The organism is Avibacterium volantium (assembly GCF_900635775.1).
Taxonomy (GTDB): Bacteria; Pseudomonadota; Gammaproteobacteria; order Enterobacterales; family Pasteurellaceae; genus Avibacterium; species Avibacterium volantium.
Window position 1 is genome coordinate 377611 of the sequence record NZ_LR134167.1, and the last position, 22390, is coordinate 400000.

General features: G+C 39.8%; 16 protein-coding genes and 1 pseudogene (1 of these 17 cut by a window edge). 9 read left to right on the plus strand and 8 right to left on the minus strand.

Annotated elements, in window-relative coordinates:
* Positions 1 to 4: 4 nt before the first annotated feature.
* From tsaC to ELZ61_RS01895, 3 genes are read right to left on the minus strand one after another with little or no spacing between them, the layout of a single operon-like run.
* Positions 5 to 568 (minus strand): L-threonylcarbamoyladenylate synthase type 1 TsaC, encoded by a 564-nt coding sequence (gene tsaC / locus ELZ61_RS01885; protein WP_126371045.1) that lies wholly within the window; start codon positions 566 to 568, stop codon positions 5 to 7.
* A complete protein-coding gene (locus ELZ61_RS01890) occupies positions 561 to 1124 on the minus strand; it encodes a DNA topoisomerase family protein (protein ID WP_103854324.1) in 564 nt (187 codons plus the stop codon). Before ELZ61_RS01890 ends, tsaC begins: the two co-directional genes overlap by 8 nt.
* On the minus strand, positions 1117 to 1740 hold the full coding sequence (locus ELZ61_RS01895) for a Maf family protein (RefSeq protein ID WP_126371047.1): 624 nt from the start codon (positions 1738 to 1740) through the stop codon (positions 1117 to 1119). The genes ELZ61_RS01890 and ELZ61_RS01895 overlap by 8 nt, the downstream gene beginning before the upstream one ends.
* A 155-nt stretch (positions 1741 to 1895) precedes the next feature.
* On the opposite strand from ELZ61_RS01895, the gene ELZ61_RS01900 reads away from it, so the two are divergent.
* Both ELZ61_RS01900 and ELZ61_RS01905 read left to right on the plus strand, forming a co-directional pair.
* Positions 1896 to 3515, plus strand: a complete 1620-nt coding sequence (locus tag ELZ61_RS01900) for a DNA recombination protein RmuC (RefSeq protein WP_126371049.1) — start codon at positions 1896 to 1898, stop codon at positions 3513 to 3515.
* A 79-nt stretch (positions 3516 to 3594) separates the two neighbouring features.
* Complete coding sequence (locus tag ELZ61_RS01905) at positions 3595 to 4131, plus strand: TIGR00645 family protein (protein WP_126371051.1); 537 nt, start codon at positions 3595 to 3597, stop codon at positions 4129 to 4131.
* A gap of 34 nt (positions 4132 to 4165) precedes the next feature.
* On the opposite strand, the gene mutS is transcribed toward ELZ61_RS01905, so the two are convergent.
* The 5 genes and pseudogenes from mutS to ELZ61_RS01930 form a co-directional block, all read right to left on the minus strand.
* The gene (gene mutS / locus ELZ61_RS01910; RefSeq protein ID WP_126371053.1) at positions 4166 to 6757 is read right to left on the minus strand and encodes a DNA mismatch repair protein MutS; all 2592 of its coding nucleotides are present in this window, start codon (positions 6755 to 6757) and stop codon (positions 4166 to 4168) included.
* 86 nt (positions 6758 to 6843) lie between these two features.
* Positions 6844 to 7498: pseudogene (locus ELZ61_RS01915) on the minus strand (IS1595 family transposase).
* Between the two features lie 205 nt (positions 7499 to 7703).
* Positions 7704 to 10787: a chondroitinase family polysaccharide lyase gene (locus tag ELZ61_RS01920; protein ID WP_126371055.1), complete on the minus strand. Its 3084-nt coding sequence runs from the start codon at positions 10785 to 10787 to the stop codon at positions 7704 to 7706.
* Between the two features lie 11 nt (positions 10788 to 10798).
* Positions 10799 to 14191, minus strand: coding sequence for an autotransporter outer membrane beta-barrel domain-containing protein (locus ELZ61_RS01925; RefSeq protein ID WP_126371057.1), 3393 nt, complete (start codon positions 14189 to 14191; stop codon positions 10799 to 10801).
* Positions 14192 to 14213: 22 nt separating this feature from the next.
* Entirely contained in the window at positions 14214 to 15257 is a 1044-nt protein-coding gene (locus ELZ61_RS01930; RefSeq protein WP_126371059.1) for an outer membrane beta-barrel protein, read from the minus strand.
* Positions 15258 to 15631: 374 nt separating this feature from the next.
* Here ELZ61_RS01930 and recA point away from each other — a divergent pair, with 374 nt between their 5' ends.
* The 7 genes from recA to ELZ61_RS01965 all read left to right on the plus strand — a co-directional run.
* Entirely contained in the window at positions 15632 to 16699 is a 1068-nt protein-coding gene (recA, locus tag ELZ61_RS01935; protein ID WP_126373540.1) for a recombinase RecA, read from the plus strand.
* A gap of 86 nt (positions 16700 to 16785) precedes the next feature.
* The gene (gene recX, locus ELZ61_RS01940) at positions 16786 to 17244 is read left to right on the plus strand and encodes a recombination regulator RecX (protein ID WP_126371061.1); all 459 of its coding nucleotides are present in this window, start codon (positions 16786 to 16788) and stop codon (positions 17242 to 17244) included.
* Between the two features lie 141 nt (positions 17245 to 17385).
* Positions 17386 to 19101 carry a proline--tRNA ligase gene (gene proS / locus ELZ61_RS01945; RefSeq protein ID WP_126371063.1) on the plus strand — a complete coding sequence of 572 codons (1716 nt, stop codon included), beginning with the start codon at positions 17386 to 17388 and terminating at the stop codon, positions 19099 to 19101.
* 307 nt (positions 19102 to 19408) lie between these two features.
* Entirely contained in the window at positions 19409 to 20035 is a 627-nt protein-coding gene (locus tag ELZ61_RS01950) for a carbonic anhydrase (protein WP_197717465.1), read from the plus strand.
* 167 nt (positions 20036 to 20202) lie between these two features.
* Complete coding sequence (trmB, locus tag ELZ61_RS01955; protein WP_103855687.1) at positions 20203 to 20955, plus strand: tRNA (guanosine(46)-N7)-methyltransferase TrmB; 753 nt, start codon at positions 20203 to 20205, stop codon at positions 20953 to 20955.
* A 30-nt stretch (positions 20956 to 20985) separates the two neighbouring features.
* Positions 20986 to 21324 carry a YggL family protein gene (locus ELZ61_RS01960; RefSeq protein WP_103855688.1) on the plus strand — a complete coding sequence of 113 codons (339 nt, stop codon included), beginning with the start codon at positions 20986 to 20988 and terminating at the stop codon, positions 21322 to 21324.
* A gap of 542 nt (positions 21325 to 21866) precedes the next feature.
* Positions 21867 to 22390, plus strand: partial view of a TfoX/Sxy family DNA transformation protein gene (locus tag ELZ61_RS01965; protein WP_126371065.1) — the 5' portion only. The gene runs 127 nt beyond the window's last position; 524 of the gene's 651 nt are visible here — the first part of the coding sequence; it begins with the start codon at positions 21867 to 21869; its stop codon lies beyond the right edge, outside the window.

The following is a 22390-nucleotide window of genomic DNA, read 5'->3' on the forward strand; positions in this document are numbered from 1 at the left end:
CTTATTAACCTTGACGGAAAAGCTGTTGTGTAAAAAGATCCCGTATTTCAGAGGGATTATTCGCCGCACCCACCGCCATTTCTAACACGGGGAAGTCTTGCCCAAACTGGGCTTTCACCTCGCAAGCGGTACGACAAGGGGGCAAGCCGGTTAAATTCGCACTGGTTGAAGTGAGCGGAAAACCTGCTTGCTCACATAATATTTTTACCGCAGGGTGATCGGAAATCCGCACCGCAATGGTGGGAAATTGCCCCTTGAGAAAATCGGGGGTATGACGATGAGCTGGCACAACCCAAGTGGTGGGGCGATCATAACGTGCCGTGAGCCGCTGCCAATGGGTTTCGCTAAATTCCCGATCATCAATAAAAGGCAATAGAAAATCCAAGATCGGAGCGATTAAAATCAAGCCTTTGTGCATCGGGCGTTGTTTTAAATCGAGCAATTTCCGCACCGCACTTTCACTTTGCGGATTACAGCCCAAACCAAACACCGCTTCAGTGGGATAGGCGATGACCTCATTTTGTTTTAATTGCTCAACCAGTTGAGCCACATTCTGTTGGTTATTCATTGTCTGTTTCAAATTGATGACGGCACGCTTTGTTGGCACACAACCAAGTGCGATGCAAAGTGCGGTCGGTTTTTTCTTCTTTTTTTAGTGTGCTAATGGGGTAAGCACATTGAGGACAAGGTTCGGCATAGGGCTGGCTGGCAAGGGTAAATTTGCATTTCGGAAATTGATCGCAGCCGTAAAACACCTTGCCTTGTCGCCCACGACGCGGCACAAGATGACCTTTGCCACAAGCAGGGCAAGGCAAATGCGCTTGTTCGGGTTCAAGTTGTTCGTGAACGATATAATCACAGTGCGGATAATCGCTGCATCCGATGAACATACCAAATTGCCCTTGTTTTAATTGCAAAAAATGACCGCACTTTGGACAATGTTGATCTAAGTCTTTCAATATTTTGCTTTCGTGAGCGGGTTGTAATGGCTTGATAAAATCGCATTGCGGATAGGCACTGCAGCCTAAAAATAAGCCTTTTTTGCCCTTTTTAATTTGTAGCAACGCGCCACATTGTGGGCAATGTTCTTCGTGCTTGGAGGCTTGGAATAGGCTTTTACTCATTGCATTGCTCACTTGAACTGAATAAATCAACCCCAACTTGACGCAGCAACTCCGCCGTTTCAAACACAGGCAAGCCCATCACACCGCTGGAACTGCCTTCAATATGAGAAATAAAGATTCCGCCCATACCTTGAATGCCATAAGCGCCCGCTTTATCCATTGGTTCGCCGGTGCGGATATACGCGGAAATTTCTTGTTCTGTCAAAGGCTTAAAGGTAACTTGGCTGGTTTGCACAAGGCTATGTTTTTGATCGGGCAAGCTGACACACACGGCGGTTAGCACTTGGTGCGTTCTGCCGGAAAGCAAGCGTAGCATTTGCGCGGCTTGATCGTGATTTTGTGGTTTGCCTAAAATTTGCCCATCGCACACCACGCTAGTGTCTGCGGACAAAATGGGTAAGTGCGGTGCAAAATTGGCCAGTTTTTCAAGCTGTTGGCGGGCGGCGTGATTTTTCTCTTGCGCCATTCTGCGTACATAGTCCACAGGCTGCTCATCAGCTTTCGGGGTTTCATCAATATCCGCATTGAAGATTTCCACCTTCAACCCCAACTGTTGTAACAGCTGTAAACGGCGTGGGCTTTGCGAAGCAAGATAAAGTTGTGGTTGTGTTGTCATTTTTTCCGCTGATTAAACCAAAATTGCATTATACTTTATTATAGTTCCGCAAAGATTTCATCTGAAAAATCCACCGCACTTTGAGCCACTGCACTTTGGAACGAGAAAATTTAGCGGAAAGTGCGGGGTAAATTTTGTTAATTTTAAGGAAAACAATGATCGAACTTACTCAATCTCAATGGCTAGGCGTTGCCGTCTTGTTGCTTATTTTCTGCCTTGTGCTGTTTTTTATTAGCACCAAACATCAGCGTGATAAACAAGAATTAGCACAGGATTTGAATAAAAACATCAATGATTTCAATCAGCTACTCGAAAAATATGAAACCCTCTCACAGCTTAAAAATCAGCTTGAGCAAGATAAAGTGAAAGCGGAAACTAACGCGGAGGGGTTGCAGGTTCGGCTTGGGGAGCGTGATGAAAAAATCACCTATTTGCAACAAGAATTGGACGAAGAGCAGGCGCGCCATAATGATGCCGCCTCGCAAGTTTCCACAATGAAAGAGCGTTTTGGTATTGCCACCGCCCAAGTACATAGCTTGCAAACCCAGCTCAACCGCAACCGCGAAGAACTCAGCCAAAAACAGCAAGAATGTGTAAATTTAAGCGAAAAATCCACCGCACTTTTGCAGCAACTCACCGAGTTAAAAACGAGTCTTGGCGAGAAAGAAAAGCATTTTGCCCAGCAACAAGAAGATTTTGTTAGAACGAAACAACAGCTTAGCGTTGAATTTCAAAATTTGGCAAATCGCATTTTGGAAGAAAAGAGCCAGAAATTTGATCAAACCAATCAAGCCAGCCTTGATGCCTTGTTAAAGCCATTCCGCGAGCAAATCGAAGGCTTCCAAAAACGGGTGAATGAAATTCATTCGGAATCCTTAAAAGGCAACGCTAGCCTTGAAAGTGAAATCAAAAAAGTGCTAGATGTGGGGCTTGCGATGTCGCAAGAAGCGAATAATCTCACTTCTGCCTTAAAAGGGGAAAAGAAAACTCTCGGCAACTGGGGCGAAATTCAGCTTGAGCGTGCCTTGCAGTTAGCAGGCTTGGTGGAAAACGATCATTATAAAGCGCAAGATCATTTCCGTAATGCGGAGGGCAAATCCAATTATCCAGATTTTGTGGTGTATTTGCCTGATAATAAACATTTGATTATTGACAGCAAAATGTCTTTAGTCGCCTATGAAAATGCGGTGAGTGCCGACAATGAGCAAGCGCAGCAACAATTTTTGCGTGAGCATCACAAGGCGATTAAAAATCATATTGATGAGCTTTCGCGCAAGGATTACAGCAATTTAATTGGTGTGCATAGCCCAAATTTTGTACTGATGTTCATTGCCGTTGAACCTGCTTATATCGAGGCGATGAAGCAGGACAGCAATTTGTTTAATTATGCCTATGAAAAGAACGTCATTTTAGTGTCGCACACCACTTTAATGCCGATTTTACGCACTGTGGCGAACCTATGGCGCATTGAGCGAGGTAATGCAGAGGCGCGTGAAATTAGCGGTAAGGCAGGGGATATTTATAACCAAATGTGCTTGGTGGCGGAGCGGTTGGCGAAACTGGGTAACAGTTTGGCAACCGTGAGCGGGCATTATAATCACGCGGTTACCGCCTTTGCTGGGCAACAAGGCTTAGCAGGAAAAATTGAACGGTTTAAAGATTTTTCTGCCAAAGCTAACAAAGTGATGCCACAGGTGGAATTGCTGCATAATGACCTTGATTTAGCCAAATTAAGCGCCATTTCAGCAGAACAAATTGAACAGGAAAAGCATTGATATTTTGCCGAAAAACAGGTAACTTCAGCGCCCATTAATAAAAAGAGAACAACATTAGGAATAGAAAAATAGGATATTTATGCAACATTCGTCTTCAACTAAATACAAAACCCCCACATTATTTAGCCAGATTATTTTCGCCAGCCGTTGGCTGCAACTGCCGATTTATCTTGGCTTAATCGTGGTGCAAGGCATTTACGCCTACAAATTTATGAAATCCCTATGGGAACTTATCACCAACCTGCAAGAACTGGATTCCAACGCCATTATGCTTTCCGTGCTAAATTTGATTGATGTGGTGATGATCGCCAATTTGTTGGTTATGGTGATTGTGGGCGGTTACGAGATTTTCGTTTCCAAGCTGCATACCGAGGGCCACCCAGATGAACCTGAATGGTTAAGCCACGTTAATGCTTCCGTGTTGAAAGTGAAACTTTCTATGTCGATCATCAGTATTTCGTCTATCCATATGCTACAAACTTTCGTCAATGCAGCAAATATGCCAGAAAAAACGATGATGTGGCAATTATTGCTTCATTTAGGCTTTTTGGTTTCCGCCATCGCAATGGCTTATACGGATAAAATCTTGTATAGCACCAGCCATAAAAATCATTAATTTTTCCACCGCTCTTTATAAAAGAGCGGTTTTTCTATCCGCGTTGCATTTTCTTTAATTGATATAAATAAGAAAGCGCTTGTTTCGGGCTCATTTCATCAGGATCAAAGTTTTCAATCATCTGCCAAAGCGCATCTTTCTGCTCATTTTCTTCCATTAACAACAGCTCTCCTTGTCCTTGCTGTTGCATTGCATCTACATTTAACTGATTGTTTTGTTGGGAGAATTTTTCTAACTGCGCCAGTTTTTGTTTGGCGAGTTTAATCACCGATTGCGGAACGCCTGCCAATGCCGCCACCGCCAAACCGTAACTTTTACTTGCCGCGCCTTCTTGCACCGCGTGCATAAAGGCGATGGTGTCGTTATGCTCCACCGCATCTAAATGCACGTTGGCAATGCCTTTTAACTGCTCAGGCAAAACGGTCAGCTCAAAATAATGCGTAGCAAATAAGGTCAGCGATCGTACTTTTTGCGCAAGCCATTCTGCACAAGCCCAAGCAAGGGAAAGTCCGTCATAGGTGGACGTGCCGCGCCCAATTTCATCAATAAGCACTAAGCTGTTTGCGCTGGCTTGATGCAAAATATTCGCCATTTCCGTCATTTCGACCATAAAGGTTGAGCGCCCTGAAGCCAGATCATCTGATGCGCCAATACGCGTGAAAATGCGATCGATCGGGCCGAGCATAGCTCTTTCTGCTGGCACAAAAGATCCCATATAGGCCATTAGCGTGATCAATGCAGTTTGACGCATATAGGTGCTTTTTCCCCCCATATTCGGGCCAGTTATGATCAATAAATGACGATCTGCACTCAGTTTGACTGGGTTGGCAATAAACGGATTTTTGGACACTTGTTCCACCACAGGGTGGCGACCATTTTGAATATCCACGCCAATTTCATCGCTAAAGGTTGGCGCAACATAGTTCAGGGTTTCTGCCCGTTCCGCTAAGTTGGTTAGCACATCTAATTCTGCCAAAGCAAGGCTTGCCAGCTGTAATGCACCTAAGTGCGGTAATAATTCATCGAAAATTTCTTCATAAAGTTGCTTTTCCAGCGTAAGCGCCGCGCCTTTGGCTTTCAGCACTTTATCTTCATAGGTTTTTAATTCAGGAATAATGTAACGTTCCGCATTTTTGAGCGTTTGACGACGAACATAGTGAATAGGCGCTTTATGTACTTGCCCTTGGGGAATTTGAATATAATAGCCGTGTACCGCATTAAAACCAATTTTTAGGGTGTCAATGCCGGTGCTTTGTCGCTCCCGTTGTTCCAAATCCTCCAAATAACGGGTTGCGCCATCAGACAGCGAACGCCATTCATCAAGCTCGGCGTTAAAGCCTTCCGCAATCACGCCGCCATCACGAATCAATAAAGGCGGATTTTCAATAATCGCGCGTTCTAATAGATCTAATTGCGCTGAAAAATCGGCAATTTGTTGAGAAAATGCAGCAAATTGCGGACAATGTTGTTGATTAAGATAATCTTGAATCGCAGGAATTTGCGCGAGCGCGGTGCGTAAACGGGTGAGATCCCGTGGACGCGCTGAACGCAATGCCACGCGCGCTAAAATCCGTTCCATATCCCCCACTTGTTGCAAGTGCGGTTGAAATTCTGCCACTAAATCCTGTTGCAAAATTTGACTGATGGTTTGTTGGCGTAAGGTTAATTTTTCACGATCGCGAATCGGTTGGTGAATCCAACGTTTCAGCAAACGACTCCCCATTGGGGTAACACATTTGTCTAGCACGGAAGCAAGGGTATGCTCTGTGCCACCTGTTAAATTTTGGGTGAGTTCTAAATTCCGTCTTGTGGCGGCATCTAATTGAATATTCTCATTATTTTGTACCAAACTGATGCTTTGAATATGGGGCAACGCGGTGCGCTGAGTTTCCTTGGCATATTGTAACAAACATCCCGCAGCGCAAAGCCCAAGGGGGGATTTTTCTACCCCAAAGGCGCGTAAATCTTGCGTACCAAATTGACGATTAAGCTGCTCAATGGCAGTTTTTAATTCAAATTCCCAAATGGGACGGCGGCGTAATCCCTTTGCATTTTCAATTAAATAACGATCTTCAAAATCTTCACAATAAAGTAATTCCACAGGCTGAATGCGCTGTAATTCCGCTTGCAAACTCTCTTTGCTAGCAGGCTCACTCAACTGAAAACGCCCCGATGCCATATCCAAAGTTGCCAAGCCAAATTTGTCTTTTTCCTGATAAACCGCAGCAATCAAATTATCCTGACGTTCAGGCAACAAGGCTTCATCACTGATTGTTCCGGGGGTAACAATGCGCACAATTTGGCGTTCCACCGGCCCTTTTGCCGTGGCAGGATCGCCCACTTGCTCGCAAATCGCCACACTTTCGCCAAGCTGAACTAATTTCGCTAAATAGCCCTCCACCGCGTGATAGGGCACACCCGCCATAGGAATAGGCTGCCCTGCCGACTGCCCACGTTTGGTCAAGGAAATATCCAACAATGCCGCCGCTTTTTTTGCATCATCATAAAATAATTCATAAAAATCCCCCATTCGATAAAACAGCAAAATCTCAGGATTTTCTGCTTTCAATCGAAGGTACTGCTGCATCATTGGGGTGTGTTGGCTATTTTTATCGTCTAAGTTCATTGTACTACCTAAACAGTTTTTTTGATTTATAGTGTTTCATTAGGAAATAATTTTAGCTTAAAAATAGGGGCTGTAGTAGATTAGCCCTAAATTTCACACCATTTTCGCAATATTTTTAACTGCTCTTTTGGTGTCCCAAAGTTAAACCGAAATTCACATTCCTTCAAGAATAAGGGAAAGTTTTTTTCGGTTAATTCCATTATATTTTCGCAGTATCCGCTTCGCCTGATTCCAAAAATTTTCAATGCCATTAATATGATTTTGTTTCACCGCAAATAGCTCGGAATGATTGATTCGTTCGTGGTGAAATTCACTCACATCAAGCGCATCATAACTGCGATAAGTGTCCGTATAAACCCAGCTATCAGGCTTGATTTTTCTTTTAATAACAGGGAGTAATGTTTCACTCTTGGTGTTTTCAACCACAACAGTAAATACCTTTCCTTGTCGTTTTAGTCACCCAAAAACAGCAACTTTTCCAGCCGCTCCTCGTCCTCGTTTTCCCTTTCGATGACCACCAAAATAGCTTTCGTCTAGTTCAATTTCCCCCTCAAAAATCTCGTTAACTTCAAGGGATAAATGATAGCCAATCACAAGCCTGATTTTATGGTAGAACAAAGCGGCTGTATTCGGTTGAATATCTAGCAAATTTGCTGCCGTTCTTGCAGTAACTTCTGCGACAAAAAACTCAAGCAGTTTTTTCTGTATAGATTTCTTTAATTTACAATATGTTATCTTCATTTTTGTAGTATAGCATTGTTGCTAATCTACTACAGCCCCTAAAAATATGGTGTTATTTATATTTATTTTAGGTTGTATTTAATAAAAAAGCTATTGATGGTTGTAATGAAAGCGGTGGGAGATGTATAGAATATTCTTGATATAACTCAAGTTAGGCGAAAATAATGGGGTATTGAACAACCCCATTATTTATTTCTGGGTATTTTTATTTATATAATAAAATCTCTTCAGGAATACCAAAGAAACTGCTGAATACCAGTTCTGTCGTTGAACCTGAAGCTTTCACTTTTACTTTAGGATTAGCTTGTTTAACTTTCCAAACGCCATTAAGCGTTACTTTCACTGCCAATGGTTTTGGACGTTTTTCATTAACGATATTTAAGTTAGTGGTAACGCCACTTACCACGAGTGCATCACCATCTTGCTTAGTCATCACAATAGCTGGCATATTCGCTGATTTCACTAAATCATCTTCAATATTGCCTGATTTATAGAACGCATAACCATTTACCTGTGAGAGTCTATCTTTGACGATATGTGCATTACTTTGTGCAGAAAACTCATAAGGTTTATTACCGCTCTTAAGTTGCGATGCAAGATTTTGCATTTTGCTTGGTGTTGCATCAAGAATCACTAAGTATTCGTAGCCTGCATTATTTCCTTGTTGACTGTGATCTAACCACGCAGAACTAAATACACCTTGTGTTTCTTTACGCGCCATTCCAACATAACGCTTATCTGGCTCACCTTGAATGGATTTTTGTTTCTGTTTTACCACATAGCCTTGTGGTGCATTCGTGATTAAATAACCATTGCCATCACCATCAATGAGCCAATCTCCCGTTTTAAAGCTTAATGGGCTTGAACTACTTACTGTTTTGCCGTTAAGTAATGCATTGCCACTACTATCACTTGATAACTGGAATAACGTGGTTTCTACGTCTTTGTTATTATTACTGCTACGAATATCTGTACCGACCATAATTAAATGATCATCGGCAGCAAGAACGGTTTTCTTCGCAGTAAATTTTGAATCAAAGTTCGTCATTCCAGAAGGTGACAATAAAAGCGATGCCATCATTCCGTATTTCTGTTGTAAAGAAGATGTTCCATTATAAGGCGTTTCTCCTCGCAACATTAAGGTATGCGTAACTGGGCTATTAAGCTTATCAAAAGGTAGGTGGATCGCGGTTATCCCTGGTAAACGGTTCCAATCCCACCCTGCTTCCACAAAACCTTGTTCACTTGGTTTTTTATGCGAAAGAATTTGCGCAGAGCCATTACTTTGATAACGTCCATAACGGTTTTCTTCAAAATAAATTTCTGATGACCATACATTGCTGTTATAAGTCTTCAACGTAACCATTTTGTCATTAAAACGGTGAATACCAAATGCCCCACCATTAAATGCCCAGAAACCTTGTGGCAATTTCGCAGGTGCAATTTCTTGCTTAAATATTGCCGCACTTTGTTTCGCTGTTTTACCTGCAAGAGTCAAGTAAATACCTGCTAATTCTGTATCTACCTTACCTTTATTGGCTAATGCTAACCAGCGGTATGAGTCTGCAATAGAATTTAGAGATTCGGTGGCAAATGGGTGACGTCCACTAATGCTAATCCCTGTATTTGGGTTACTATAAATCCAAGCTGAAACGAGGGCTTTTTTCAGATTATGATAAGCCTCATCTTTTACAGCAAAAGCTGTACCACTGAATAAATAAGCTAATCCAGCCGTATTTGGAAATGCTGGGAAAGCATACCCTGGATAATGTCCATTATGACGCCAAGCCGTACCATCTGCACGCAAGCCATCTTTTGAACCTGGTACATTTTGAGAAAGTGAACCACTAATATAATTTGCAAAAGAGGCAACCAAACGACCACGTTCTTTTGCATCTGTTTCTAAAAATAGTAAGGCTAAATGTTGACGAGCAAGTGTATTATAATAGTCCAAGTTAGAGCTATCAGGCGTTAATACCATATCAAAACTGTCTTTAAACTCTCTTGCATACCATAATAAAGCATCATAGATGGTTTTCTGTAAATTTGCTTGTGCCAAAACATCACGCATTAAAAATGCGGATAAATACCACCAACGTGAGCTGTATCCCCAGTGGTGAGTGGTGATTAATCCACTTCCTTTATAGAATCCTTGATCAATCAAATGCTCAGTTAAGAGAATATACATATTCGCCAGCTGCTGACGTTCCGCATTATTGCGTGTTTTATTGTAAGCACGGCTAATGTTGTACATTAAGGTAGAATAATCTGCTAAATCAATATATTCATCGAAAAGCTTTTTATCCTCTGGCTTCATATGTCCCATTTGATAGCGATTTTTTTGCTTACCGGTAAGAACGTGTCGTCCAGTAATCACACCATCTGCACTCTTACGAATAGTAAAACTATCAAACTTTTGTTTTAAGTCTTTAAAGTTAATGTTTTCTTTAAAACGTGGATCGGCTTCATAAAGCAAGAAGTCTTTAAAACGCGTTTCAACCGTATTTAGATCTTGCTGTAATTGCGCGGCAGAAACTTTTGGTAAAGGGCTATATTTATAGCGTACTTCCGGTTCAGTAATGCGTGTTTTAACGTGATAATCTGACCATTGATAACGGAAATCATCGACCGACAACATAATGTGATCGATAAAAAATCGTCCTTTTTTCACCGCTCTTGGAGCCATAAAACGAATAGAATCAATCTTGCTACCAATTCCGCGAGAAATAGAAAGCGCAGGACCATCACCGCCTCCATCTTGCGTTCCACCAGAAACGCGAGAGCCTGCCATTTCACGGTATTCCATATCATTATTTAATGATACTCCCACTGCACGCCAACCTTTAAAATCTAATTTAACGCGCAAGCCTGCATCACCATTATTATAAGCTGTTACCCCTTGTCCCAAATCAACGATCAAATAATCATCAATTGGCGTTTCATTATAAATAAAAAAGGAAAATAATGGTGTAGAACCTCTTCCCCAAGCTTCTCTGGATTCTGCATCACTAGGAACATAATAATCACGATGAAAAACAATGCTACTGCCCGCAGTCCAATTCCATTCTAAAGAGGTTTTCCCTGTAATAGAACGAAGATCAGTTAAGGAAAGCTCGCTGCCTTTACTCACGGTAAAATCTTTAAGCACCGCGCTATTTACGAAAGGCTCAATCTTAGCCTGCATAATATTGTTGGGATCACGCGTTTCACTTGCCAAGCTACTACCTGCCATAAAAGTGGCAGATAGGGCAAGTAATGAAACGTTAAGTTTTTTCATTTTACCTGACATTGCCCGACTCCTTAGAATGTATTGCTTAAACCAAAACCAACCACAGTTTCTTTGTAATTGCCGAATTTGTTGTATGACAATGAACCAGATATGTTCAAGTTTTCAGTAATGTCTAAACGTGCATTTAACTTCGTTGAGAATTGGTTACCCGTGATATTGTTCACGTTGAAATCATAACCAGTTGTCGCACTATCACTTGCTAAGCGGTAACTCATTGTTGCATCAGAACCACCCATTTGTTTGTAATATTGCAAATCTAGGCTTGGTACAAATTTACCAATGGCAAGGTCAAAGCGTTTCCATAATGAAATACCACCACCAATATGTTGGGCGCTATATTTTTGCGTGTCTGCTGATAAAGCAAATGGCGAACCCGTTTCTTCCCAACCCTCATTATTAAACCATTGTTGTTTTAGGCTTAAGAACGGACGTAATCCCACGCCCTTAACTTCAGTATCAATACCACCAGTGAGCTGATAACCAAATTGGAAACCTGAGTAATCACCCGTTGCGGTAGTATTACCAATTTGACGAGTGCTATCTACAGAGTAAGTTCCTCCCAGTAAGTTTGCTTCAGCGAAATAAAGATCACCTTTCCACTCAACATAAGGCATAAAGATAAATTGGGTTACTTTTTTATCAATATCAGAACGTTCAGAAGCAAGTGAGCTACGATTCACGCCAGCAGAGAAACCGATTAATGCTTCATCATTAATCTGACGATCCATACCAAAATGAACCCCATAACGATTCAATTTATACTCACCGCTGTCTTTACCGCGTCCAAGTGAAGTGGTTGCCCATAAATTCCAGCCATCTTCACGTTCATAGCTTGGTAACTGATGGCGATAAGCTAAGGTGCGTTGCTCAATATGGCTACGCATTTGCTCACCCCACACCCAAGCGGCAGTAATGTCTGAGGCGCTAAGGTCAGGCATCATTTGGTTTGCTAAGCGTCTTGCTTGTTCATTAGTGCGAGCGGAACGAATAATTTGCTCTGCTTCGTTATCTGAACCATTAAATTTCTCATCCAAGATGTAACTTACAAAAGGTTGTTGATCTTCTGGCAATAATGAAACAAATGCATTACGGCTTGGGTCTCTTAAGAACTCAACAGCCCCCGCTTTATAACGAACAACGTATTGATTAGCCTGTGACTCTTTTTGCAACTCACCTGCTTTTTGGTTATAAACTTGCCAGCTATCTGGCTCAGTATAAACCTTATCTTCTTTTTGTAATAAAGAATTACCTTGATTGTCTACCAGATCAATTTCTGTTTTATCCCCAACAGTTACACCATTGCCAGTACTAAATAAAGTATAATCTTTATCTGTAATATCCTGAGTGGTTACTCCTTCGGCAAATTGCACTAATAATTTCTGATTTGCTACATTTACCGAGCCGGCTTTTAACAATGGATTTGACGTTGCTTGATCTTCCACTGCTAAAGTTAATGTACTATCAGGATTTGCTGAACTAAAGGTAGCATTGCCTAAATCCACGCCAGAATTTGCTACATCAATCACCGCATCCCCTTTATTGGTCACAGCAATATAGTTTTTGCCCTCTATTTGAGCTTGAATATCTTTTGTTAAACGTGGTACACCACCTGATGCCGTATTATCCAAGGTCAGCTCATAGATTTCGGCTTCATAATTTAATGAATAATCCTGTGCAGATAAGGTTAATGCCCCATTTTTATGGGTAGATACGATATTTTCTGCAAGAGTAGTCTCTTTAAGATCACTCAGTGATTGTCCATCTTTATCTAAAACTTTAATAGTAGCTAATCCTACTGTTGAATTTTCAGCATCTGCTAAATCAAGTAATTTCACTTTATCAAAGCCCTGTAAAACAGAACCTGAAGTGTTTTCATCATAGGTGTAATTACCTAATTTTAAAGTAAGTGCGGTATTTTCAATGTTTGCTTTTGCCACTGAAAGCAAAGACTCAGAGAAACTCGCTGAAGTGTTTTGATCAACACCCGCTACATTAAGCACTAAAGTATTATCCGCTCCACCTGAGTTAAAAGTCAGATTGCCCCAATCGATTTTTCCACTGTTGGCAAGGGAAATTTCTAAATCACCAGTATTGTTGATACTTTTCAAACCGTTCACTGCATTAATTTCAGAAAGTACGGTGGAATCAATTTTAGCCGTATTACCTACATCCGCAACAATATCCAGACGAGAAGCTCCATCATAAGTATAAGTTACTTTATAGGCATTACCCTCAACTTTAGATGTTATCGTACTACCATTTTTTACAAGGGTCATATATTGATGATTATTAAATGCTGTTGATATCTCATCAATCTCTAATGAATTACCATTTTTATCAAACAATTTCACTGCATTTTCAGCCAGTGAAACAATTTCACCAGCAAATAGCGTAAAGGTGAGTTTATCTCTACCACTTAATGCCACTGCATTGTTATGAACATCAGCATCAGCCAAATCGGTAAATTTCACTTTCACTTCTTTGTTACGCACATCTGCTTTAGCAACCGTAACCAATGGGGCGACATTGGCAGTTTCTAAATTGGTTTCAAATGAAAGTTTAGAATCTGCAAGAGAAAGGAATTCAGCGGTGTTCCAATTATCACCTTTTTGATCAGAAACGATCACTAAATTACCGTCTAAGTTACCAATTTCATTAATGCCTGTAATGCTATGCGAACGTAAACGGCTTTCTGCATTTGCATCTTTTATGCCTTTGTACACATAAAGTCGAACGCCAAGTTTTTCTGAATTTTGGGATCTATTTTCGATAGGACTTGTAATCGGTTGAGCGCCTGTCACACTTTTATAGGGGTTAACCTCAATATTTCCATCAATGCTCCCTCCCGAAACTTTAATAAATAATGGTCGGTTTCTACCTAGAGTTTTCTGTTCTTTTTTAATTTTAATAGCATTTTCACTACCAACTATCTTACTCCCCTCTAATAAATAAATACCGTGGTTATTCTTAATATCATAACCAGCATAACCATTAAATTCTCCATCAAACTCCAAGCCTATTTTACCGGATATCGTAACTGGCGTTAATGAAGCAGGTTTCAACCCACCATCTTTAGCACCAATAAATAAAGCTGAGCTGAGATTAGTTGTATCATCCAATAATAAAGCAACTCCAGAGGAAGCCGTTAAATCATTTTTTACAAAAATACTTCCCTGATTTTGTTTAGAATTATTTTTTGTGATTTCAACAGCATTACCTGATGAAACATTAATACAATCTCCCTGCGAAAGAATAACAATATTTGCTTTCTTTCCCTGATCAAATAACTTATTCTCATACGACTTTGTTGTATCCAAACACGCAGCCTGAGCCGCAAAGCTTGCGCTATATAACGCCATTCCAACAAAAACAGAGAGCGGTAATAATTTCAAATTTTTCATCATTATTCTCCTATGGTTTCCCTAATTAAAAGGTAAATCTCATTCCTAAACGTAGATAATTTTGTTTTGATGTTTCTTTATCTATGTTCAAGAATTTCACGTTTTCACGATAGTATTCCGCCATTAGTGTCACATTATTATTGATTTGATACTGAGCGCGTAACGCATAACGAGTTAGATCACGTTTTTCAGTGAAAAGACCTGTACATTTACCTTTATCTAAATTACATTCATCTTTCACTTTAATTTTGCCGAAAATAGATTTACGAATATAAGGTGAGAAGGTTAATCCAAAAGGCGTTTTATACGTCATATAGATACGCAACTGAGGATTGCTTTCTGTATTAGTCGTGTTATCCCAAACGGGTTTATCATCATCTTGACGTTTGCGTACATCGTTATACGCAATTTCAAAATTGAAGTTTGGCGAAACTAAATAACGTAAGCCTTGTTCAATCTCCCAACCAAATTGGGTTTTTCTGGTATGTTTTGCAACATCAGCAGAATTATTTGAACCAATGTATTGCCGATTATTTTCATATTTCACAACTTCAGGTTTAAAACGACCATTCCATACTAAGCGATCTGTAATATTATAGTTATAGTAAAGATCCATGTTGTAATAGTCGGTTGTATGATTTGCCCCTGCTGCACTTAGCGTTTTATCTTGACGAATATTAAAAGAAGGTTGCACCCAACCATTATTAAAACGATAACGATAACTTACCCCAAAATCTAAACGTTGATAATCACGTTTACCAGCAACTTGTTGCATTTGCGCACCGTTAGCTGCAGGATTTTTATCTTTAACTGACTGAGTATAGCCTTTGCTTCGATTTTGACGGAAGCCTAAGTTAAACGTCCAATTAGAATTATCTGGAGAAACGGACATACCTAAACGGTAACCGTGGTAATTTCGCCCTTTCCCAGTATTTATGCCATTATCATCATAAACATCGTTATATCTTACATCTTCCCAGCTAAGGAAAGCATTAACATTGGCTGCTTGAGCTTGAAAGGCAACAAAAGAAAGTGATGATGCTAATAAAACCGGTTTTACTATTTTCATAATAAGTATCTCCAATTGAAGTAAATTAATGAAACGCTATTTTAATATATTCGCAAAATAAAAAAGAAATTGAAACAAGATAAGATAGATTATTTGAAGTAGATCACAAAATAAAAATTAATGAAGAGAAACGACTTCAAACAAAATGATTCTTCAATTCTGCACTTTACAAAGGGCTATAAGGACAGAGACAGTTGCTAGCTTTTCGGTAGGATATTATTTGGAACACAGTTCACAAAATAGAAAAAAGATCAAAATTTTACTTGATACTGTATATCAATACAGCTATATTATGCAGCAGTTTTGATGATGAATTTATAAGGACAAGCAAAATGGCTAAAGAAGATAAAGCAAAAAAAAGTGAGAAACCACAAATTACCACTCAAGAAGAAAAACAAAAAGCTCTTGCTGCGGCGTTAGGTCAAATTGAAAAACAATTTGGTAAAGGTTCAATTATGAAATTGGGGGAAACCCAAGATTTGGACATTGAATCTATTTCCACAGGTTCACTGGGGTTAGACATTGCCTTGGGTATCGGTGGTTTGCCAATGGGACGTATCGTAGAAATTTACGGGCCAGAATCTTCAGGGAAAACCACATTAACCCTTTCTGTTATTGCACAAGCACAAAAATTAGGCAAAACCTGTGCCTTTATTGATGCAGAACACGCCTTAGATCCAATTTATGCGGCAAAACTTGGTGTTGATGTCAAAGAATTGCTTGTTTCTCAGCCTGACAACGGTGAAGAAGCATTAGAAATTTGTGATGCCTTAGTTCGTTCTGGCGCGATTGACGTGGTGATTGTGGACTCTGTAGCCGCCCTTACGCCAAAAGCAGAAATTGAAGGGGATATGGGTGATGCACACGTTGGTTTACAAGCGCGTTTAATGTCGCAAGCCTTGCGCAAGCTCACTGGACAAATCAAAAACTCAAACTGCTTGGTGATTTTCATCAACCAAATTCGTATGAAAATTGGTGTGATGTTTGGTAACCCAGAGACCACCACTGGCGGTAACGCATTGAAATTCTATTCTTCAGTGCGTTTAGATATTCGCCGTGTAGGTGCAGTGAAAAACGGCGACGAAATCATTGGTAATGAAACTCGTGTGAAAGTGGTGAAAAACAAAGTTGCCCCACCATTCCGTCAAGTTGATTTCCAAATTCTTTACGGTGAAGGCATTTCACGCAATGGTGAATTAATTGAATTGGGTGTAAAACATAAACTAGTTGATAAATCAGGCGCGTGGTTCTCTTATAACGGTGAAAAAATAGGTCAAGGCAAAGCCAATGCAATGAAATGGTTAGCTGAACACCCTGAACAAGCCGAAGAATTAGAAAATAAATTACGCGAAGAGCTTTTAGCAAATCCAGACAAATCTCTCATTGCCGATATTGAAGCGGATCAAAATGAAGACATTGCAGAAATGGATTCTGAATTTTAATCCCTTTGATTAAATCATCTTCAAAAAAGTGCGGTAATTTTTGACCGCACTTTTTCTAACAGCAATTTAGGAATCAGTGAGAAAAAATGGCATCATTGGCATTAAATTATGTGGTGAATTTGCTCTCCCGCCGCGAATATAGTGAATATGAATTGCGTTGCAAAATGCAAGAAAAAGCCTTCACAGAAGCAGAAATTGAACAGGCTTTAGCGATTTGTCAGGAAAAAAACTGGCAAAGTGATCGCCGTTTTGCAGAAAATTATTTACATTACCGATCACAAAAAGGCTATGGTCTTAATCGAATTAAACAAGAGCTTTTTCAACTTAAAGGCATTTCTTCAGAGATCGCGGAAGACGTATTAGCGGAAATGGACATTGATTGGTTTGAGATTGCGCATTCCGTGTTACGCAAGAAATTCCCCAATTATGCACAAGAGCAAGATTTCAAAATGAAACAAAAAATCTGGCGCTATATGCTTTCACACGGCTTTCAAAGTGAAGAATTTGCCGATTTAGTCGGTTCGGGTGAAAACGAGTTTTACTAAGGCACAGCATTTACTGCCCTTTCTTTATCTATGCTTTCCACAAAATATTGACACAAATAGCCCTTTCTTCTTTGAGTGAACCCTACTCAATGATAAACTAATGCCAATTTTTGTCTTAAATAATTAATATAGGAAACAACAATGCGAGCGAGTCGATATTTATTTGCTACTTTAAAAGAAACCCCGAATGATGCACAGGTGGTGAGCCATCAATTAATGTTGCGTGCTGGAATGGTGCGTCCTTTAGCGTCAGGACTTTATAACTGGTTGCCAACAGGCTTACGCGTACTTAAAAAAGTAGAAAATATTGTGCGTGAAGAAATGAATAAAAGCGGTGCGATCGAAGTAGAAATGCCCGTTGTTCAACCTGCTGAATTATGGCAAGAATCGCAACGCTGGGAGCAATATGGCCCAGAATTATTACGTTTCCAAGATCGTGGACAACGTGATTTTGTGCTTGGCCCAACACACGAAGAAGTGATCACCGATTTAGTTCGCCGTGAAGTGAGTTCTTATAAGCAACTTCCACTGAATTTATACCAAATTCAAACCAAATTCCGTGACGAAGTGCGTCCACGTTTTGGGGTAATGCGTGGTCGTGAATTTTTAATGAAAGATGCTTATTCTTTCCACACCACAAAAGAAAGCTTGCAAGAAACCTATGACATAATGTACCAAACCTACAGCAATATTTTCACCCGTCTAGGTTTAGATTTCCGTGCAGTGCAGGCGGATACCGGTTCTATCGGTGGCAGTGCTTCACACGAATTCCAAGTGTTAGCACAAAGTGGTGAAGATGATATTGTGTTTTCCACAGAATCTGATTTTGCAGCGAATATTGAACTTGCCGAAGCAGTGGCACAAGGCGAACGTGGCACGCCAACTCAGCCAATGGAATTAGTGGATACGCCAAATGCCAAAACCATTAACGAATTGGTGGAACAATTCAATGTGCCAGTAGAAAAAACTGTGAAAACCTTGATTGTAAAAGGCGCAAATGAAGAACAACCATTAATTGCATTAATTATTCGTGGTGATCATAATTTGAATGAAATCAAAGCGCAAAAATTAGCGCAAGTGGCTGAACCGCTTGAATTTGCTGATGAAGCGGAAATTAAAGCAAAAATTGGCGCAGGCGTTGGCTCTCTTGGCCCTGTTAATTTGCCGATCCCAGCCATTATTGATCGTAGCGTAGCATTAATGAGCGATTTTTCAGCGGGCGCAAACATTGATGGTAAACATTATTTCAATATCAACTGGGAACGTGATGTGCCAATGCCAGAAGTGGCAGATTTACGCAACGTAGTAGAAGGTGATCTAAGCCCTGATGGCAAAGGTTCATTGTTAATCAAACGTGGTATTGAAGTAGGACATATTTTCCAACTTGGCACAAAATATTCTGAAGCGATGAAAGCCACCGTACAAGGCGAAGATGGCCGCCCACAAACAATGATTATGGGCTGTTACGGTATTGGTGTGAGCCGTGTGGTTGCCGCAGCGATTGAACAAAGCCACGATGAACGTGGAATTATCTGGCCAACCGATGCCATTGCGCCATTTACTGTAGCAATCGTGCCGATGAATATGCACAAATCTGAAAGCGTGCAAGAATTTGCCGAAAATTTATACCGCACTTTAAGCGCTGAAGGGATTGAAGTGATTTTTGATGATCGTAAAGAGCGCCCAGGGGTAATGTTTGCGGATATGGAACTCATTGGTGTGCCGCATATGTTAGTCATCGGTGAGAAAAACCTACAAAATGGCGAAATTGAATATAAAAATCGCCGAACAGGTGAAAAACAGATGATCAACAAAGATCAGTTAGTGGAATTTGTGAAGCAACAAATTAAATACTAAATAAAGTTGTTGGGCGGCAAAAGCTGCCCAATTTTTTTATCTAAAATTTGTGAAAAAAGCACCGCACTTACTTCTTTTGATTGTTTTTATCCATTTTGACGAACTAAAAATGACATAGATCAGCGTTTAACAATCGATCAAGCGTATAATCGAAATGGTTTTATATTCATCAAAATTGAGGTAAAAAAATGAAAAAATTCATATTTCCAAGCTTTTTAACTGTGTTGTTAGCAGGTTGTGTTCACACTCCACACGAAGCAAGCCCCCATTCCTATTGGGGATATAGTGGAGAGGGAGCTCCGCAACATTGGGGCAATTAAGTGCAGACTACCAATTATGTGAACAGGGCAAAAATCAATCGCCGGTTAATTTGACCAAAGCCGTAACCTCGCATAACAGCGTAGAATATCAATATCAGCCGAGCAACGTTAGCTTAGTCAATAATGGACATACTTTACAAGCCTCTCTACAATCAGCAAATAATCAATTAAAGATTGATGACAAAACTTTTACGTTACAGCAATTTCATTTCCATACACTAAGTGAACATCAATTCCAAGGTAAGCATTTCCCAGTAGAAATCCATTTTGTACATAAATCTGAAACCGGTGAGCTTGCTGTGCTGGCGGTAATGGTGAAAGAAGGAAAAGCAAATTCTGTGCTAGAAGAATTACTGCATAACCCTTTGAATGTTAATGAAAAAATGGCACTGGCACAGCCATTAGACATCACAAAATTGCTGCCGCGAAGTAAAGGGCATTATCGTCTTAATGGTTCGCTCACCACGCCGCCTTGTAGCGAAGGGGTAAATTGGGTGGTTTTACAGCAACCTATCAGTGCAAGCAGTGAGCAGATTCGATCATTATCACATACATTAGGGAATAATAATCGCCCTGTACAACCAATTAACGCTCGAATTGTCGTAAGCGAATAAATGTAAAGAGGGCATTTTTAAGCCCTTATTTCTTATTATTTTTGATCGAAATTTTCCCATTTTTTTACCGCACTTTTTTCTTGCGCGATCTTGCCCTAAAACATAGAATAGCCCTTTAAAAAATGGCATAGCTCATTTTATAAACGATATTGAGTAGTAGATTTTCAATGACAGAACAACAAACTAGCTTTGCGGATCAAAAACGCAAAACCGTTGAAACCGCTGAATTTACCGCTGACGGACGCTACAAACGTAAAGTGCGTAGTTTCGTGTTGCGTACAGGGCGATTAAGCGATTTTCAACGTAATATGATGAATGAATATTGGCCGATTTATGGCTTATCACATCAAACAGAACCTTTTGATTTTAAAAAGATTTATGGCAACGACAAGCCCGTTATTTTAGAAATCGGTTTTGGAATGGGGAAATCCCTAGTGGAAATGGCGGAGCAAAATCCAGATAAAAATTATCTAGGAATTGAGGTGCATACCCCCGGTGTGGGTGCGTGCATTGCTTATGCTGTGGAAAAGAAAGTAAAAAATCTACGCGTTATTTGCCACGATGCCACAGAAATTTTACGCGATTGCATTGCCGATGGCAGCCTTGCTGGCTTACAACTTTTTTTCCCCGATCCTTGGCATAAAGCGAAGCATCATAAACGCCGCATTGTACAGCCGCATTTTGTGCAAACTGTCTGCCAAAAGCTCGCTAACCAAGGCTTTATTCATATGGCAACAGACTGGGAAAACTATGCGGAACAAATGTTAGACGTATTGCAAAATAATCCACAGTTACGCAATACTTCCGCCACAAAGGACTATATTCCACGCCCTGAAAGCCGCCCATTGACCAAGTTTGAACAGCGAGGTCATCGCTTGGGACACGGCGTATGGGATTTATATTTTATTAAAACTGAATAAATATCAGCCTAGAAATACGAGGAGAAAACGATGGCTATTCAACGTAACAGAAGACAACGCAAAAAAATGCACCTTGCAGAATTCCAAGAATTAGGCTTTTTAGTAAACTGGCAATTCGCAGAAAATACTCCGATTGATAAAATTGATGAAGTTGTAGATCGTTTTATCAACGAAGTCATTCGCCCAAATGGCTTAGCTTATGAAGGTAGCGGTTATTTACATTGGGAAGGTTTAGTCTGCTTAGAAGAAATCGGAAAATGTGATGAAAGCCACCGCGAGCTAGTAAAAAACTGGTTAGAAAGCAATGGATTACAACAAATTGAAATCAGCCAACTGTTTGATATTTGGTGGGAATATCCAGCGAAGTAATAAGATTGAACAGCAATCTTATGTTTATTGGTTAGAATCTAAATTATAGAGTAAAAACTGTATGCGATTTAATTTCGGATACAGTTTTTTTATTGGGTTTTATTAAGGTTGTCCTAGATTTCTTATCAATTCTGTTACATTTTCTAAGTTGCTCATTTTTCTTGATTAGCGAAATTCTTAACTTCATTAGTATAATTTTTCTTCTAATTATAGAGTGTAGCGTATCAGTATTGGTGCTCTTAGCTGCCACATAACAGAATATTTCATAATACAAAGCTTTATACTGCAATCGACTCAAATATGTAAACTTTCTATAAAACTTGAAATGTATACCTAAAATTAGGTAAAAAGGATTGTTTGGTTAAATAGTGAAAAAGAGAACTATTTTATCGTGTTTTAAGCCCTAATAGGGGAATGACATTGTAGATTTACGATCGCTGTCGCAAAAATTATAATTGCTTGAAAATATTAAGTAAAAAGAGTGATTTTATGTGATATAACTTTAAGCACTTCTAAATGAGTAAGCTAAATGGAGGAGAGCAATGATGAGTATTACTAACACTCTAACGTTTGAAATTAGAAAAGAACTAAGTGAACTTATTGGAGATGTCTCAGCAAAAGGCGTTTTTAATAGTTATGGAATTTTCCAAGAAAAATCAATGTTTGGTTTATTCCAAGATAACTATTTTTATCTAAGGGCTGTTGGGAAATTAGCACAATATTTGGAAAGCCAAGGGGCGATACCTTATATGGAACATTCTGAAAAGCCAGTTTCTTGTGGCATAAATTTTTATCTTCTTCCTGATAAGATTAGAGAGAATAAAGATTTATATAAATCCGTTGTTCTATGGTCAATTGAGCAAATAGAAGAAGATAGAAATCAGAAAGAAATGGCAAAAGTTGATTTAATTCGAGGTCGAGTAAACTTGTCTGTTAGGCACGAACGCCTTCTGAATAAAATTGGAATTCGTTCTTTTGATGATTTTTTAAAGGCAGGAGCAGAATACTGCTATATTGCACTTAAGAAAGCAGGAGTGAGTGTTAATTTAAGCTTTTTCTGGAACTT

Coding starts and splice junctions, on each gene's coding strand:
- ELZ61_RS01900 (WP_126371049.1), top strand. CDS start 1,896: ATGATCGAACTTACTCAATCTCAATGGCTAGGCGTTGCCGTCTTGTTG.
- ELZ61_RS01890 (WP_103854324.1), bottom strand. CDS start 1,124: ATGAGTAAAAGCCTATTCCAAGCCTCCAAGCACGAAGAACATTGCCCA.
- proS (WP_126371063.1), top strand. CDS start 17,386: ATGCGAGCGAGTCGATATTTATTTGCTACTTTAAAAGAAACCCCGAAT.
- recX (WP_126371061.1), top strand. CDS start 16,786: ATGGCATCATTGGCATTAAATTATGTGGTGAATTTGCTCTCCCGCCGC.
- mutS (WP_126371053.1), bottom strand. CDS start 6,757: ATGAACTTAGACGATAAAAATAGCCAACACACCCCAATGATGCAGCAG.
- ELZ61_RS01920 (WP_126371055.1), bottom strand. CDS start 10,787: ATGTCAGGTAAAATGAAAAAACTTAACGTTTCATTACTTGCCCTATCT.
- tsaC (WP_126371045.1), bottom strand. CDS start 568: ATGAATAACCAACAGAATGTGGCTCAACTGGTTGAGCAATTAAAACAA.
- ELZ61_RS01895 (WP_126371047.1), bottom strand. CDS start 1,740: ATGACAACACAACCACAACTTTATCTTGCTTCGCAAAGCCCACGCCGT.
- trmB (WP_103855687.1), top strand. CDS start 20,203: ATGACAGAACAACAAACTAGCTTTGCGGATCAAAAACGCAAAACCGTT.
- ELZ61_RS01930 (WP_126371059.1), bottom strand. CDS start 15,257: ATGAAAATAGTAAAACCGGTTTTATTAGCATCATCACTTTCTTTTGTT.
- ELZ61_RS01905 (WP_126371051.1), top strand. CDS start 3,595: ATGCAACATTCGTCTTCAACTAAATACAAAACCCCCACATTATTTAGC.
- ELZ61_RS01960 (WP_103855688.1), top strand. CDS start 20,986: ATGGCTATTCAACGTAACAGAAGACAACGCAAAAAAATGCACCTTGCA.
- ELZ61_RS01925 (WP_126371057.1), bottom strand. CDS start 14,191: ATGATGAAAAATTTGAAATTATTACCGCTCTCTGTTTTTGTTGGAATG.